Origin of the sequence: Stenotrophomonas sp. BR163, assembly GCF_047520985.2 — a bacterium.
GTDB classification, from domain to species: Bacteria; Pseudomonadota; Gammaproteobacteria; order Xanthomonadales; family Xanthomonadaceae; genus Stenotrophomonas; species Stenotrophomonas sepilia.
The window spans coordinates 70,580-85,404 of the sequence record NZ_JAXBRE020000001.1 but is presented as its reverse complement, the minus strand read 5'-3'; the positions used below and the strand labels follow the sequence as shown (position 1 = coordinate 85,404).

Annotated in this window: 14 protein-coding genes; 6 read left to right on the top strand and 8 right to left on the bottom strand. The window is 64.6% G+C overall.

Annotation, left to right across the window (positions count from 1 at the left end):
• Nucleotides 1-137 precede the first annotated feature (137 nt).
• Nucleotides 138-815: a hypothetical protein gene (locus ACM0PY_RS00425; protein ID WP_005417335.1), complete on the top strand. Its 678-nt coding sequence runs from the start codon at nucleotides 138-140 to the stop codon at nucleotides 813-815.
• 3 nt (nucleotides 816-818) lie between these two features.
• On the opposite strand, the gene ACM0PY_RS00420 is transcribed toward ACM0PY_RS00425, so the two are convergent.
• Nucleotides 819-1,364, bottom strand: a complete 546-nt coding sequence (locus ACM0PY_RS00420; RefSeq protein ID WP_012511531.1) for a thioesterase family protein — start codon at nucleotides 1,362-1,364, stop codon at nucleotides 819-821.
• Nucleotides 1,365-1,433: 69 nt separating this feature from the next.
• On the opposite strand from ACM0PY_RS00420, the gene ACM0PY_RS00415 reads away from it, so the two are divergent.
• The 4 genes from ACM0PY_RS00415 to ACM0PY_RS00400 all read left to right on the top strand — a co-directional run bounded on the left by ACM0PY_RS00415 (nucleotide 1,434) and on the right by ACM0PY_RS00400 (nucleotide 4,093).
• A complete protein-coding gene (locus ACM0PY_RS00415; RefSeq protein ID WP_005417331.1) occupies nucleotides 1,434-2,009 on the top strand; it encodes a TetR/AcrR family transcriptional regulator in 576 nt (191 codons plus the stop codon).
• A gap of 53 nt (nucleotides 2,010-2,062) precedes the next feature.
• Complete coding sequence (locus tag ACM0PY_RS00410; protein WP_134970697.1) at nucleotides 2,063-2,446, top strand: nuclear transport factor 2 family protein; 384 nt, start codon at nucleotides 2,063-2,065, stop codon at nucleotides 2,444-2,446.
• Nucleotides 2,447-2,599: 153 nt separating this feature from the next.
• Nucleotides 2,600-3,379: a hypothetical protein gene (locus ACM0PY_RS00405; RefSeq protein ID WP_180883904.1), complete on the top strand. Its 780-nt coding sequence runs from the start codon at nucleotides 2,600-2,602 to the stop codon at nucleotides 3,377-3,379.
• A 195-nt stretch (nucleotides 3,380-3,574) separates the two neighbouring features.
• Nucleotides 3,575-4,093 (top strand): hypothetical protein, encoded by a 519-nt coding sequence (locus ACM0PY_RS00400; protein WP_053497341.1) that lies wholly within the window; start codon nucleotides 3,575-3,577, stop codon nucleotides 4,091-4,093.
• A gap of 46 nt (nucleotides 4,094-4,139) precedes the next feature.
• Here the strand turns inward: ACM0PY_RS00400 and ACM0PY_RS00395 are convergent, their stop codons facing one another.
• The 3 genes from ACM0PY_RS00395 to ACM0PY_RS00385 form a co-directional block, all read right to left on the bottom strand.
• Entirely contained in the window at nucleotides 4,140-6,251 is a 2,112-nt protein-coding gene (locus ACM0PY_RS00395) for a TonB-dependent receptor family protein (RefSeq protein WP_180883906.1), read from the bottom strand.
• Between the two features lie 321 nt (nucleotides 6,252-6,572).
• Complete coding sequence (locus tag ACM0PY_RS00390) at nucleotides 6,573-7,985, bottom strand: hypothetical protein (protein ID WP_180883907.1); 1,413 nt, start codon at nucleotides 7,983-7,985, stop codon at nucleotides 6,573-6,575.
• Nucleotides 7,986-8,168: 183 nt separating this feature from the next.
• A complete protein-coding gene (locus ACM0PY_RS00385) occupies nucleotides 8,169-8,582 on the bottom strand; it encodes a serine hydrolase (protein ID WP_180883909.1) in 414 nt (137 codons plus the stop codon).
• Nucleotides 8,583-8,805: 223 nt separating this feature from the next.
• Here ACM0PY_RS00385 and ACM0PY_RS00380 point away from each other — a divergent pair, with 223 nt between their 5' ends.
• Nucleotides 8,806-9,399 carry an Imm30 family immunity protein gene (locus tag ACM0PY_RS00380; protein ID WP_180883910.1) on the top strand — a complete coding sequence of 198 codons (594 nt, stop codon included), beginning with the start codon at nucleotides 8,806-8,808 and terminating at the stop codon, nucleotides 9,397-9,399.
• A gap of 122 nt (nucleotides 9,400-9,521) precedes the next feature.
• On the opposite strand, the gene hutU is transcribed toward ACM0PY_RS00380, so the two are convergent.
• Genes hutU through hutI form a run of 4 tightly spaced genes read right to left on the bottom strand, consistent with a single transcriptional unit; the run spans nucleotide 9,522 to nucleotide 14,798 of the window.
• On the bottom strand, nucleotides 9,522-11,189 hold the full coding sequence (hutU, locus tag ACM0PY_RS00375; RefSeq protein WP_235646698.1) for a urocanate hydratase: 1,668 nt from the start codon (nucleotides 11,187-11,189) through the stop codon (nucleotides 9,522-9,524).
• Nucleotides 11,186-12,040, bottom strand: coding sequence for an N-formylglutamate deformylase (hutG, locus tag ACM0PY_RS00370; protein ID WP_072168122.1), 855 nt, complete (start codon nucleotides 12,038-12,040; stop codon nucleotides 11,186-11,188). Before hutG ends, hutU begins: the two co-directional genes overlap by 4 nt.
• Nucleotides 12,037-13,578 (bottom strand): histidine ammonia-lyase, encoded by a 1,542-nt coding sequence (gene hutH / locus ACM0PY_RS00365; RefSeq protein ID WP_180883913.1) that lies wholly within the window; start codon nucleotides 13,576-13,578, stop codon nucleotides 12,037-12,039. The genes hutG and hutH overlap by 4 nt, the downstream gene beginning before the upstream one ends.
• Nucleotides 13,575-14,798 carry an imidazolonepropionase gene (gene hutI / locus ACM0PY_RS00360; protein WP_134970707.1) on the bottom strand — a complete coding sequence of 408 codons (1,224 nt, stop codon included), beginning with the start codon at nucleotides 14,796-14,798 and terminating at the stop codon, nucleotides 13,575-13,577. The genes hutH and hutI overlap by 4 nt, the downstream gene beginning before the upstream one ends.
• Between the last annotated feature and the right edge of the window lie 27 nt (nucleotides 14,799-14,825).

The following is a 14,825-nucleotide window of genomic DNA, read 5'->3' as shown; positions in this document are numbered from 1 at the left end:
AGCACCCGCAATGCACAGCGTCCAGCCCGTCGAGGTAAAATGGCCCCGGAGCCGGCCACGCAGCGTGGCCGCCAGGGATGATCGGGTGGGTGATGCGGAAGGGAATCCAAGGATGGCTGCGCCGCAGCGGCGCAACGATGGCACTGCTGCTGGCGGCCGTGCCGGCGTTCAGTGCAGACACGGCGGCGCCTTCGCCGCTGACGCGTGAGCCGGTGGCCGGAGTTTCACTGGCCGAATGGACCGCCCGCTGGTGGCGCTGGGCCGACGCCCAGGGCGGCGCGCCCTATCTCGACCCGGATGGCCGTGTATGCGATGTGGGCCAGGAAGGCCCGGTCTGGAACCTGGCCGGCACCAATGGCCGTTTCCGGCCACATCGCGAATGCGTGGTGCCGGCGGGCAAGTACCTGTTGCTGCCGATCATCAACATGGCGCACTACCAGGTGGATGAGTCTGTGTCCTGCAAGGAGCTGCAGGCGGGGGCGGCGGTCAACAACGATTATCTGATCAGTGCAGTAGTGCTGCTGGATGGCCAACCCCTGGGCGACATGCGCATGCATCGGGTGCGCAGTGAAGGCTGCTTCCGCATGGATGACGATGACGCAGACTCACGGCTGGCCGCCGCCGACGGCTACTGGGTGATGCTCAAGCCCTTGCCGCCAGGCCGGCATACCCTCAGCGTGGGCGCCAACTACGGCGTGCCGGAGGGTGGCGCGTACAGCCGCATGCGGCAGTCCTTCGAGTACGTGCTGCATGTGGGAGGGCGCACCCAGGTCGTATCGCGCAAACTGCACGCGGTGCCGCTGGCCGCCCCCTGAAGCTCAGGCATCGTCCTGCTTCAACGCTGCATCGGCCGCCAGCAACGCTTCGGCGGCCGCACTGAGCGGCGGCGAGGGCGGGGCAACCACACCGATCGCTTCCATCATCTTCGGCATGCCCAGGAACTGGCGCGCGCGGCGGTCGTAGATGCCGGTGACCAGCAACGCGCGCGTGGCGATCTTCTGCTCGGCACCGATCAGCACGCGCTGCTCCATGATGCCGCGCGAGCCGACCCAGCCCACCAGTCGTGTTTCCAGGGTGAAGCGCTGGAACGGCTTCAATTCGCGGCGGAACTGGATGGTGCCGGCGCCGACGATCGGCGCCCACTTCTCGCGCAGCGCCACCCGGCCCAGACCCATGCGCAGGATCAGGTCCAGCCGGCCCAGGTCGAAGATGTTCCAGTAGCGGCCGTTGGTCATGTGCAGGTTGCTGTCCAGGTCGTTGGGCAGCACCCGGAACTGCAGCCGCGAGACCCCGAACGGGGCCTCCAGCTTCGGCCGGAACAGGCTGCACAGCAGCAGGTGGAGCAGGCGGAACCAGAGATTCATGGCTATGACGACTGTTATAGAATCGCCGGTACGCTAATCTATGACGACTGTCTTAGCAAGGAGACCGCCGTGAGCCCGCGACCGTCCGATGCCCCACAGCGCGTGATCGATGCCGCGGCGCAGATGCTGGCGCGGGTGGGCCTCAATGCCACCAGCATCCGCGAAGTGACCAAGCTGGCCGAGGCGCCATTGGGCTCCACCTACCATCACTTTCCCGGCGGCAAGCAGGAGCTGCTGGCGCGCGCCACCCACATGGCCGGCGACAAGGTGGAGGCGCTGCTGGTGGAGCTGTTGAAGGATGGGGCGGTACAGGGCCTGCAGCAGTTCCTTGCGATGTGGCGCGAGCGTCTGCTGCGCTCCGGGTTCCGCGCTGGCTGCCCGGTGCTGGCCGCTGCCGTGGAGGAGCCGGTGGAGGCGACACCCAGCCAACCCCGCGCGGCGGCCGCCGAGGTGTTCGCACGCTGGCACGGCCACCTCGCCTCGGCATTCGTCGCCGAAGGACACGCCCCGCCAGCAGCGGCTGAGCTGGCCAGCCTGGTGATCGCCAGCGTGGAGGGGGCGGTGGCGATGTGCCGTGCGCTGCAGGACATCGCCCCGTTCGATCAGGTGGCCGCGCAGCTGCTGAAGGCGGCCACGCGGCCTTGATCGGCCGGTGCCGACAGGCCAGACTCGCCAGCAGCCCACGACTGGATGCCGCCATGGACGAATTGCACCATCGTCAGTTGATCGAGCACTACCTGCAGGCCTACAACCGCTTCGATATCGACGCCATGCTGGCGGTGCTGGCGCACAACGTACGCTTCGAGAACCACAGCGGCGGCCAGCTGACGATGGTCACCGAAGGCGTCGATGCCTTTGGCGAACTGGCACGCCAGTCTGCGCGCCTGTTCCGGGAGCGCGAACAGCGCTTGCTGGCGCTGGTTTTCGATGGTGATCGGGCGACGGCGACGATTGGCTGGCGCGGCGTGTTCGCGCAGGATGTTCCCGATGGACCGCGTGCGGGCACCGAGCTGGAACTGCAGGGCCAGAGCGAGTTCGTGTTCGCGGGTGGCCGCATCGAACGGATCATTGATCGCAGCTGAGGATCGGCCGCTTGGAACCGCCGTCTGGACAGCGGAGCTGCCCGCGGTAGAATCCGTCCAACACCGCCTACGCGTGCCCGGCAAGGATGTCCGCATGCAGCATCAGGTTCCCGAGGTCCCTGGCCGCGATGCCTCCCGCCCCCTGGCGGCGGCATGAAGCGCTCGCGCCATTTTTCACGCAGTTCACTGACATTGCCGATGAACCGCGGCAGCGAAGTCGTGCGTGCGCGCCGGCACCTGCAGCAGCGTGGTTGGCCACGCCTGCAGATGGCGCTGATCGTCGCCCTGACCGGCGCTGCAGGTTTTCTTGCCTCGCACCTGCTGCGCCTGGCCGGTATCGACGCGATGTGGTTTCGCTACCCGATGGCCGTAGTGCTGGCCTACGGCGTGTTCCTGCTGCTGATGTGGATCTGGATCCGCTGGCGTTGGGACAACGTACTGGATGGCCTGTCGCCGGATGTGGGCGGTGGCAGCCCATCCCCTCGCGGCAGTGCCGTGGAATCACCGTGGAGCGGCGCCGGCGGCCGTTCCGGCGGTGGCGGTGCGTCGGCCTCGTGGAACGAGCCGGCATCGGTGAGCAGTGGCGACGCCGGAGAGCTGCCGTTGGCCGGGCTGGCTGAAGACGAAGCGGGCTTGCCGTTGCTGGCCATCCTCGGCATCGTCGCACTGGTGGCGACCGTCCTGCTGGCCAGCGTGTGGGTGGTGTGGTCGGCGCCGGTGCTGATGGCCGAACTGCTGGTGGACGCGGCCATCGCAGGCGGCCTGTACCGGCGCATGCAGGGCATGCACGAGCAGGGATGGTGGCGGGTATGCGTGTCGCACACGATCTGGCCGCTGATCGGGCTGTTGCTGTTCTTCGCGGTGCTGGGCTGGCTTGCTCAGGAACTCGTGCCGGGTGCGAGCCACCTGCTGCAGGTCATCCAGGGGCTGTAATGCGGTTGCTTCCTTCATATGGCCCGGTCCCGACCTGTTTTCAGCCGCAATGAACAGTGGGCTATGATCGCGGTCGCCGAGGATTCGTGTCCTGGCGGTTTCACCTATCGGGAGCTTGTCGTACTGCATCGGGAACCGGGGCGCTGGATGGCCGAACGCCCACTGAGACACACAACCACTGACGAGGAAGAGCGCATGGATGTCGCTGCACGCAGGAACAGGACGTTGTTTCGTTGGATCATGGTGACGCTGCTGGCGGTGTTGTTGCCGTTTGCAGCACTGGCGCAGCCGGCAGCCGGGCAGGGCGATGGCGCTGAAGCCGCCACTGCCGCGGAAGAGACGCAATGCCGTGCCTGCGCCTATGAGCGCATTGGACCGAAGGTTGATATCGGCCTGGTGGCACTGGTGTCGCTGCTGGTGGTGGGTCTGCTGGTAGCGGTGTCCCGCGAGTGGGGAACCACCTCGCAGCGCTGGACCTGCCGTACCCTGGCCCTGCTGCTGGTGGGCATCGGCCTGGCGTTGTTGTGGTGGGCTGGCAGCGTCGTCTACCTGGGCTACAACCCGTGGCAGGAGCCGCTCGCACCCGGCGGCGGCTCGCTCGGTTCGACGCTGCTGAGTACGTCGCCGAAGTGGCTGGCGGCACTGGTGCTGGTCGGCTTCGCGCCTTCCATCTGGAAGCGCAGTGAGCGCCTGCCGCCCTGGCGTATCGGCTGACCCTGGAACGACGGCGCCGGATCACACCCGGCGCCGCCTGCAGCAATCACTCAAAGCGCCAGCGCATGCCCGCGTAGACGCCGCGGCCTTCGCCCGGCGTCGAACGCGCGACATCCTTGCCGGCGTCGTCATAGCCCGGCGTGACGGTGGCGGCGTAGCGGCGATTGCCTAGGTTGCGCATCTCCGCCCAGGCCTGCCAGCGGCCACCGGGTGCGTCGTAGCCGATGCGGCTGCCGAAGATCACATGGCTGTCGGCCCAGCAGCTGTTGGCGTAGTCCACGGCGATGCGCGAGGCGTATTCGGTATTGAGCGCCGCGTACAGGCCGGATGCATGATCGAAGCGCAGCTCGGCCTGGTAGGCGTGGCGCGGCAGGCCGGGCAGGCGGTTGCTGCCGAAACGTGCATCGTGGCGGTAGCGGAAATCGCTGAAGGTATACGCCTGGCGCAGCGACAGGCGGCCCGGTGCAGCCTGCCACAGCGTGCTGTCCAATCCGGCTTCGATGCCGCGGTGAACGGTGGGGCTGGCGTTGTTCTCGGCGATGAACAGGTTCGGCGCCGGTTGCAGTTCGACGCTCAGCAGTTCGTGGTTGACGTGGGCGTAGTAGCCGGTCAGTTCCCAGCGACCCACCGCCGCATCACCGCGCGCGCCCAGTTCCAACGTGGTGGCGGTCTGGTTCTGCATCGGCACCGGCGCGCGCTGGCGGCCGCTGGACGGGCCATTGCCCGGCCCGAAGTACTGGTTCGAGCCCCAGATCATCGACCATGGGTGCGGTGCCTCCACCGAACGGCTGAGGTTGCCGAACCACTGCGTCTGCGCGCTGTGCTGCCAGGTGAAGCCCAGTCGCGGCGCATAGTCCCAGTCCTGCTCGCGCAGGCGGCCGCCGCTGCTCGGCCAGGTCACCTGAACATCGCGGCGGGTGTTGATCAGTGCCAGCCCAGCCTGCATGCGCAGGCGGTCATTGAAGGCGACGGTGTTGCTGACGTGCAGCGTGCTGTCGGTGCCGTGGTGGCGGAAGTCACGCGTGCGCGTGCCGGCGGCATAGCCGTTGCTGGCAAAGCGCAGCGACTCGCGCACATCGGCGTCCAGGTCATGGGTGACGCGCAGACCAACCGTGGTTTCACTGTCCAGGCCGAACAGCTGGTGGCGGCGGCGGTAGTCCAGCGTGGCGTTGAGGTTGGCGTAGTCCAGCTGCTGGCGATACAGGCTCTCGTTCAAGTCCATCGGGTAGGTGTGGTAGACCAGCCCGGCCTGCAGCGACGAGTCCTCATCGATCTGCAGCGTGGTGACATTGCCCACCCAGGTGCTGCCCGGCTGCGGGCGGCGCGCATCGATGGCCAGGTTGGCCGCATTCGCGGCGTGTGGATCGTTGCGGATCTGGTCGCGGGTCAAGCGACCGGGCGTTTCGTGCCTGGTCTCGCGGTAGCGCACGAAGAAGCGCGTCTGCAGGTCGGGCGTGATCTGCCAGCCGATGTTGGCCATCGCGCCCTTGCCGTCGCCGCGCGCATGGCGCTGGTAACCGTCGAACTCGGTATCGGTGTAGGCCAGGAAGTAGTCGACATCGCCGTTGACGCCGCCCCAGCTGAGGCCACGCTTCTGGTAGCCACGGCTGCCGGCTTCGTAGTGCAGCTGCACGCCCGCCGAATCACGGCCGCTGCGGCTGACGTAGTCGATGGCACCGCCCAGCGCCAACGCGCCGCGCTCGAAACCGTTGGCGCCGCGCAGGACTTCCACGCGCGACAGCCACAGCGGTTCCAGCAGTTCGTAAGGCGTGCCACCTGGGCCGGTCAGCGGCAGGGCGTCGATCGACACCGCAATGCCCGAGGCATGCGCGCCCGGCCCCCGGTTGATGCCCGACCCACGGATCGAGATCTTGGTGCCCTCGTTGCCCGGCGACTGCGCGCTGATGCCCGGCTGGTAGGCCAGCACATCCGCACTGGTGGACAGTCGGCTGTCGGCCTTGGCCACGTCGATGACGTTGCTGGCGCCGGGTACGCGCTTCAGCGCCTCGCGCGCCTGCGCGGTGGCATCACCAGCAGCGGTGACCTGCACCGCATCCAGCGTGGTGGCCTGCGGTGCGGCCTGGGCGGTGGAGCCAAGGCCGAGGGAGACGGCCAAGAACGACAGCGACGGGGTGGGGCGGTATGACGGGAGCGACATGCGGACAGGCTGTAAACTACGAAAGTGGCGCGCAAGTTAACAGGTCGTGGGCGCCGCGTCACCCATCGGCAGCGTATGGGCGGAGGCGATTTCGTAGAGTCGAGCTTGCTCGACTGCACTGGGATACGAGCTCCGCAACCGCAGTACGTATAGCCTGGTTTGCTATCAACGGGCTTGGCGCTACTGCAGCGTACAGCGCCCGAATTCTCAGCAGGACCCATTACGAGCATTAGCTGAAAAGCTTTGCTGAGATGAGCATTGGTGCATAACGCGATGTAGGAGGGCGACTTGTCGCCACCCTCGTGGGCTGGGTTTCTACTGCTAATCAATAAAAGAAAATTTCTCTGCCTCTCCTGGGAGCGCGACTGGGATCGCGACCGAAGTTACAAGCCCGTAGGGTGAGTCGGCAGCTTGGCAAATCTTCTCAATTTCATGTTCTAGCTTTAGTGGGACGTCATAGATGACTAGAAGCATCCGTGTCGAAGTGTTGTTGAATTTGGACTTGGCAGCCAGGATTTGATCATTGGATTTAAATCTCTTTAGTTCGATCGGCAGATTGAGTGCTTTAGTCAAGCCCTGCCCAAACCACTTGATGATGAAGTCGAATTCAGTGTCAACTCCGCTCTGTGGCATCCTTTCGTTGCGTCTAATTGAGTATCCATCATATGGCATGTAATTCTGCACAACAAACGACAGGTATCTTCCGAGGCTCTCTTCGGCGGATGTTACGGAACTGCCATTGGCTGGTCGCCACTTTCTGATGTAATTGATCATCAAGTCAACATCAGGATGTTTCTTCTGATCCTCACTACTATTTGGTTCGGTAATCTCTGGCTCGTCGGGCAAGGTGTTGACCGTAGTTGCACTGAACGCTACTCCGCAGTCATCTGAGGCGGCGTTGGTGTACCGTGTTATCTCAAGAAACTTCTCTTGAGCGCTGTCAAACAATATCTCTGCCAGAAGGAGTTGATCGCTTGGGGATAGCTCGGGGCGAACCTGGCTGCGACCGCCCCTGATTATCGATATTTTTTCATCAAATAGGGACCGTATGCAGGGGTGATCGGAACGCCTGTTTACTAGTATCTGATGCAAATTCTCGAGTCCTAGCCGGGTGTCATACCACTCTCCAAATTCCGCATCCGGCGATACCTGTGCGGCGGCTCTAAGAATGGACTTCGGTAGGGGGTCTTTTCCACGATAAGGGGCTATTCCTCCTGTGCCATTGGCGGCTATGGATAGAAAAGAGTTTCTCGTTTTTTGCGCATATTCAATCGCCTGTCTTAAGTCATCACTCATGGCGAATTGTTGCGGAAGGTTTATTCCTATCGACGTGGTGAGGCTTGATAGGTTTAAGAATGTATTTCTTGCGAAGAAGTTTCGAACGCCACTTTTGTGGATGTCATGCTCAAGCTCCAGGGTGGTTACGGGGACTAGGCTTACACCAGGGCTGTCGCAACTATCTCGGCAGAGTGCCGGGATCATGTTTAGCTCTAGTTCCGCCTTTTCATCTTGAAGGGTCGATATTAAGGTGTACCTGGAAACGGCGTCATTTTTTTCATCTGGAATTACGCAGATAAGGTCTAGGTCGCTGGTGACCGGATCAAATTGAGCGCCATACTTGTAGATTGCGCTTCCGAATAGATATATTTCGCAATTGATCTTTTTCTTTACCTCCTTTGTCCAGCTTTCGCAAAGCTCTACGGCCTTGCCGGCATCTGCAATCCATGATTTCATTCCTGGCTCCTGGTAAGTATTTTTTCCATATGGGTGATGGTGCAATTTATGTTGGCAGCGTTTGGGGCTCTAAGTCGTCCTCAATTATGAACACTCCTGCCATCTTATGTGGTATGTCGCATGATCTTATGATTCGATCGCAGTCGCATCGCTTGCGTTAGGGTTTTCACGCAATATGTGCCGCTAGGCGATACCAGAATTGCGATTGAGAAAATTGCGCACGTGGATCGCCTGCCAGGCCGGGGGCAGATCGGGGACATAGCGGCTGGCCAGTACGTCGAGTTCCAGCGTTCCCTGGTCAACCGGCTGCCTCACAAGTGTGCTGGTCAACAGCTTTGCCATCGATTGGGTGGCGAAGATGCTATCGACGGTGGCCGCTGCATGTGTGGCCGGGTAGCGTTCATCGCTGGCGACCTGGTAGAGCACCTCGCCGTTGTGGGCGGCCAGCACAGCCTGGCCGGCCATGCCGCAGTGCTCGCGGTTGATCTGCAGTTGGGTATCAAGCTGATTGGGAAGGTCGCCAGAGGACTCACGCGCCGAAGCGCTTGAAACTAAGAAGAAGGCGCAGAGCGATGTGGCAGCATGGGTGCGGTACATCGCGGTGTCCCGTCAGCGGTGATGTCGCATGTTGGTCAGCGGCGTGCAATGGGTCAAGAGGGGAGTGTGACCACATGAATGCGTAGTTTTCCACGGATTGTCGTAAACAGCGCTTAGCCACTGATGAGACATCAGATACAAGAGTGCCTCAGTCCACACAGACGCGATAGCGGTGCGCGGGTTTGGACGGCTCTAGCTATGCGGCGAAGTCTCAGACTCTGGCTTGAGCATCAATCCGGTAGACGCCTGGCGACGTTTCAGTGCGGCGCCAGCATTATCCTGGTGCGCGCGTATAATCGAATGCCACTCCATTGATGGACAGGTGCAGGCAGTGCCGGATGCCACCAACGACGCTTTGATCAAGAGCCAACTTCTGGACGAGCTGTTGCGTGCTTCGAAAATGCTCACGTCAGAAGAGGTTGCGGTTTTTGACCGGACGGTTCAGGCGATGTCAGGCCTGGAGTTCTCCAGTCGGGAGCTGGGAGTCCTCTTCTCGATTTTCGCCGATGACACTCCGCATGAGGAAGTGATGTGGGGGCTTCTTCATCTTGTCGAGCGCAGTGACGGCGACAGGATGGTTTCCGCGCTTGTCCGATCAGCTCCGTACATGCGTACCGTGGCACCAGAATGGTTGAGGACGTTCATCTACAGACTGCTGAATAGTGATCCATGCAGAGATACGTTGATTGTCTGCCTGAAGATCGAGGTCTCAACCGAAGGCGCAGCAGAAGTCGTGTCCTTGATCGAAGCGCTGAAGAGTGGTGCGCCGGACAGTATCCGCGCAAAGGCATCGTTGGTTGCTTCGGCGCTGATGTAGCGGTGCGAACGCCGACCAAGATCGGCATCTGCCAGGACGTCCCAGCATCAGGGAGAGCCGGCCAGCGGCCGGCTCTACCACACGTCAAAGGGAGTGCCGGCCGCGGGCCGGCACCCCTGCGATCAGCCCAGGATCCCCGGCAGATCCAGTCCCTTTTCCTTCGCGCACTCAATCGCGATGTCATACCCCGCATCGGCGTGGCGCATGACGCCGGTCGCCGGGTCGTTCCACAGCACGCGGCCAATCCGCTTCGCCGCTGCCTTGGTGCCGTCGCAGACGATCACCATGCCGGCGTGCTGCGAGAAGCCCATGCCGACGCCGCCGCCGTGGTGCAGCGAGACCCAGGTCGCGCCGCTGGCGGTGTTGAGCAGGGCGTTCAGCAGCGGCCAGTCGGACACCGCATCGGAGCCATCGGCCATCGCTTCGGTTTCGCGGTTCGGCGAGGCCACGCTGCCGCTGTCCAGATGGTCGCGACCGATCACCACCGGTGCCTTCAGCTCGCCGTTGGCCACCATTTCGTTGAAGGCCAGGCCGAGTCGATCACGATCACCCAGGCCGACCCAGCAGATGCGCGCCGGCAGGCCCTGGAACTTGATCTTCTCGGCGGCCATGTCCAGCCAGCGGTGCAGGTGGGGATTGTCCGGAATCAGTTCCTTCACCTTGGCATCGGTCTTGGCGATGTCTTCCGGGTCACCACTCAGTGCCGCCCAGCGGAACGGGCCGATGCCACGGCAGAACAGCGGGCGGATGTAGGCCGGCACGAACCCGGGGAAGTCGAACGCGTTCTCCACGCCTTCTTCCAGCGCCATCTGCCGCAGGTTGTTGCCGTAGTCCACGGTCGGCACGCCGAGTGCGTGGAAGCCGAGCATGGCGCGGATATGGTTGGCCATCGACGCGCGCGCTGCCTTCTCCACTTCCTTCGGCGCGGACACGCGCTTTTCGTCCCACTGCTCGACGGTCCAGCCCTGCGGCAGGTAGCCGTTTACCGGGTCGTGCGCGGAGGTCTGGTCGGTCAGCAGGTCCGGCTTCACGCCGCGCTTGAGCAGTTCGGCCAGCACGTCGGCGACGTTGCCGAGCAGGCCCACGGACTTCGGCGTACCGGCCTTGCACGATTCGTCGATCAGGCGCAGCGCTTCATCCAGATTGTCGGTCCAGGTGTCCAGGTAGCCGGTGCGCAGGCGCATGTCGATGCTGCTCTTGCGGCACTCCACGGCCAGGCAGGAGGCGCCCGCCATCACCGCGGCCAGCGGCTGTGCGCCGCCCATGCCGCCGAGGCCACCGGTGAACAGCCACTTGCCGGTCAGGTCACCACCGAAATGCTGGCGGCCCATTTCCACGAAGGTTTCGTAGGTGCCCTGCACGATGCCCTGCGCGCCGATGTAGATCCAGCTGCCTGCGGTCATCTGGCCGTACATGGCCAGGCCCTTCCTATCCAGCTCGTTGAAGTGGTCCCAGTTGGCCCAACGAGGTACCAGGTTGGAATTGGCGATCAGCACGCGCGGCGCATCAGCGTGGGTGCGGAACACGCCCACCGGCTTGCCCGACTGCACCAGCAGGGTCTGGTCATCGTCCAGGCGCTTGAGCGTTTCGACGATGGCATCGAAGCTCTCCCAGTCGCGTGCGGCGCGGCCGATGCCGCCGTACACCACCAGTTCCTGCGGGCGCTCGGCCACATCGGGGTGCAGGTTGTTCATCAGCATGCGCAGCGGCGCTTCGGTCAGCCAGCTCTTGGCGTTCAGCGTGGTGCCGGTCGGCGCGGCGAGGGTGCGGGACGGGTCGTTGCGGGTCATGCGGCGCTCCGGTTCGTAGCGAATTCGAGGCAGGCGTTGAGCACCTGCGCCAGGGTGTGGCGCAGCGGTGCGGCGTGGTCGGGGTCGAGCGGGGTGGGCCAGCTGTGCTCGTCCACCTGATCTGGCAGGGGTTCGTGCATGTAGCCGCGGCAGGCCAGCTCCATCTGCAGGCTGTGCACACCGCCGGCGATGTTGCTGTAGTGGCGGGTGATCCAGCCACCTTTGAAGCGGCCGTTGCGCACCTGGCTCATGCCACTGATCTTCAGCAGGTTCTCCACCACGTCGCTCAACGCGTTGTCGCAGGACGTGTCCGGCGCGCCGGACGGGCCAGCGGTACCCAGGTTGAACTGCGGCAGTTCGCCGTCGAACAGGTGCGGAATATGTGAGCGGATCGAATGTGCGTCGTACACCACCACCGTGCCGAACTTCGCGCGCAGGCGAGTGATCTGCGCAGCCAGCGCATCGTGGTAAGGCAGGAAATAGGTGTCGCGGCGACGGGCGATTTCTGCATCATCCGGTTCGCGTCCGGCGTGGTACAGCGGCTGGTTGTCGAAGGTGGTCAGCGGGCACAGGCCGGTGGTGTTCTGGCCCGGGTACAGCGAGACCCCGCTGGGGTCTCGGTTGAGGTCGATCACCGAGCGCGAGATCGCCGAGCGCACCGTAGTCGCGCCCATGCCACGCACAAAGTCGTACAGCTCGTGCACCCACCAGTCGGCATCGCGACGGGCCAGCCACGGCGAGTGGTAGTCGCCGATCAGGTCGTGCGGCAGCTCGCTGCCGGTATGCGGGAAGCTGACGATGAGGGGGGCGTCGCCCTCGTGCACGGTCAGCCATTCGGGATGGGTATTCATGCCTGCGGCTCCACGGTTGGCAGCAGGTCGGTCAGGCCCTGCGCCAGCGCGCCACTGCGCACCAGATGCGTGGCGGTCAGCATGTCCGGATGGAAGTAGCGGTCTTCTTCCAGCGTCGGCACCTGCGCACGCAGGGTGGCGCGCACGGTTTCCAGCGCGGCGCTGGAGCGCAGCGGGGCGTGGAAGTCGCAGCCCTGCGCAGCGGCCAGCAGCTCGATGCCGATCACGTTGGCGGCGTTCTCGGCCATCTGCATCAGCCGGCGCGCGCCATGCGCGGCCATCGACACATGGTCTTCCTGGTTGGCCGAGGTCGGGATCGAATCAACGCTGGCGGGGTAGGCGCGCTGCTTGTTCTCCGAGACCAGCGCGGCGGCGGTCACCTGCGGAATCATGAAGCCGGAATTCAGGCCGGGGCGCGGGGTCAGGAATGCAGGCAGGCCGGACAGCGCAGGGTCGACCAGCATCGCCAGGCGGCGCTCGCTGATCGAGCCGATCTCGCACACCGCCATCGCCAGCATGTCAGCGGCGAAGGCCACCGGCTCGGCGTGGAAGTTGCCGCCGGACAGTGCTTCGCCGGTATCGGTGAACACCAGCGGATTGTCGGACACGCCGTTGGCTTCGATTTCCAGCGTGGTCGCGGCCTGGCGCAGGATGTCCAGCGCTGCGCCCATCACCTGCGGCTGGCAGCGCAGGCAGTACGGATCCTGCACGCGCACGTCGTTGTCGCGATGCGACTCGCGGATGTCCGAGCCCTGCATCAGCGTGCGCAGGGTGGCCGCGGTGGCGATCTGCCCGCGCTGGCCGCGGATGGCGTGGATGCGCGGGTCGAACGGCGTGTCGGAGCCCTTGGCTGCTTCCACCGACAGCGCGCCGGTGATCAGCGCCGCCTGGAACACGGTCTCGATCTCGAACAGGCCGGCCAACGCATACGCGGTGGAGAACTGGGTGCCATTGAGCAGCGCCAGGCCTTCCTTCGCTCCCAGTTCGATCGGCTGCAGGCCGGCACGTGCCAGTGCATCGACCGCCGGCAGGCGCTCGTCACCCATGAAGGCTTCACCGACGCCCAGCATCACGCTGGCCAGGTGCGAGAGCGGCGCCAGGTCACCCGAGGCACCCACCGAGCCTTGTGCCGGCACCACGGGCAATACGCCCTTGACCAGCATCCCTTCGAGCAGCAGCAGGGTTTCCTCGCGGATGCCCGATGCACCCTGCGCCAGGCTGACCAGCTTCAGCGCCATCATCAACCGCACCACGCTGGCCGGCATCGGCTCGCCCACGCCGGCGGCATGCGAGAGCACGATGTTCCGCTGCAGGGTGGCCAGGTCTTCGCGCTCGATGCGCACGCTGGCCAGCTTGCCGAAGCCGGTGTTGATGCCATACACCGGTGCGCCCTTGGCGACGATGGCGGCCACCGCCGCAGCGCTGGCGCGCACCACCGGCAGCGCGGCCGGGTCCAGTGCAAGCGGCGCACCGCGATAGACCTGCCGCCACTGGGCGAGAGTGACATGGCCGGGGCGAAGAACCAGGGTGTTGCTCATGTGTTGCTCCAGGAGGCAGGCAGGTCGGGCTGCCCGCGCACCACGCGCACGTGCAGCGGGTTGAATCCAATGCGATAGACCAGGTCGGCGGGGGCATCGATGTCCCAGATCGCCAGGTCGCAGTCCATGCCGACGGCCAGGCGGCCGATACGCTCGCCATGGCCCAGTGCGCGCGCCGCTTCACGGGTGAAGCCGGCGATGCATTCGTCCACGGTCAGGCGGAACAGGGTGGCGCCCATGTTCATCGCCAGCAGCGGGCTGGTCAGCGGCGAGGTGCCGGGGTTGCTGTCGGTGGCCAGCGCCAGCGGCACGCCGGCCGCGCGCAATGCAGCGATCGGCGGCAGGGTGGTATCGCGGGTGAAGTAGAAGGCGCCCGGCAGCAGCACGGCCACGGTGCCGGCGGCGGCCATCGCGGCGATGCCGGCGTCATCCAGATGTTCAATATGGTCGGCCGACAGTGCTCCTAAGCTGGCGGCGAGTTCGGCGCCATGCTGGTTGCTCAGCTGTTCGGCGTGGATCTTCACTGCCAGCCCATGCGCGCGCGCCGCTTCGAAGACCTGCCGCGCCTGCGCCGGCGAGAAGGCGATGTTTTCGCAGAACACATCCACCGCTTCGGCCAGGCCTTCCGCGGCGATGGCCGGAATCATCACGTCGCACACCTCGTCGATGTACTCCTGTGCTTCGCGGCCCGGCGGAATTGCGTGCGCGCCGAGGAAGGTGGTCACCACGTTGACCCGGCATTCCTCACCCAATGCACGCGCCACCTGCAGCTGCTTGCGTTCGTCGGGCAAGGTCAGGCCGTAGCCGGACTTGATCTCGATCGTGGTCACGCCTTCGGCACGCATCGCCAGCAGGCGCGGCCGGCTTTCGCGGGCCAGCTGTTCCGGCGTCGCGGCGCGGGTGGCGCGCACGGTGGAGACGATGCCGCCGCCGGCACGGGCGATCTCGGCATAGCTGACGCCCTGCAGACGCTGCTCGAATTCGTTGGCGCGGTTGCCGGCGTAGACCAGGTGGGTGTGGCAGTCGATCAGGCCGGGCGAAATCCAGCGGCCTTCGCCATCGATGCGGGTGGTGGGCTTCAGGTGAGCGTCGCTGCCGGCCGGGCCAACGTGGACGATGCGGCCGTCGGCGCAGGCCAGTACGCCATCGCGGATGACACCCAGGCCGTCGCCGTCGAGGGTGATCAGGTGGACGTTGGACCAGAGGGTATCGACGTGCATGGCATCCACAACGCGGCTGTGCTTATA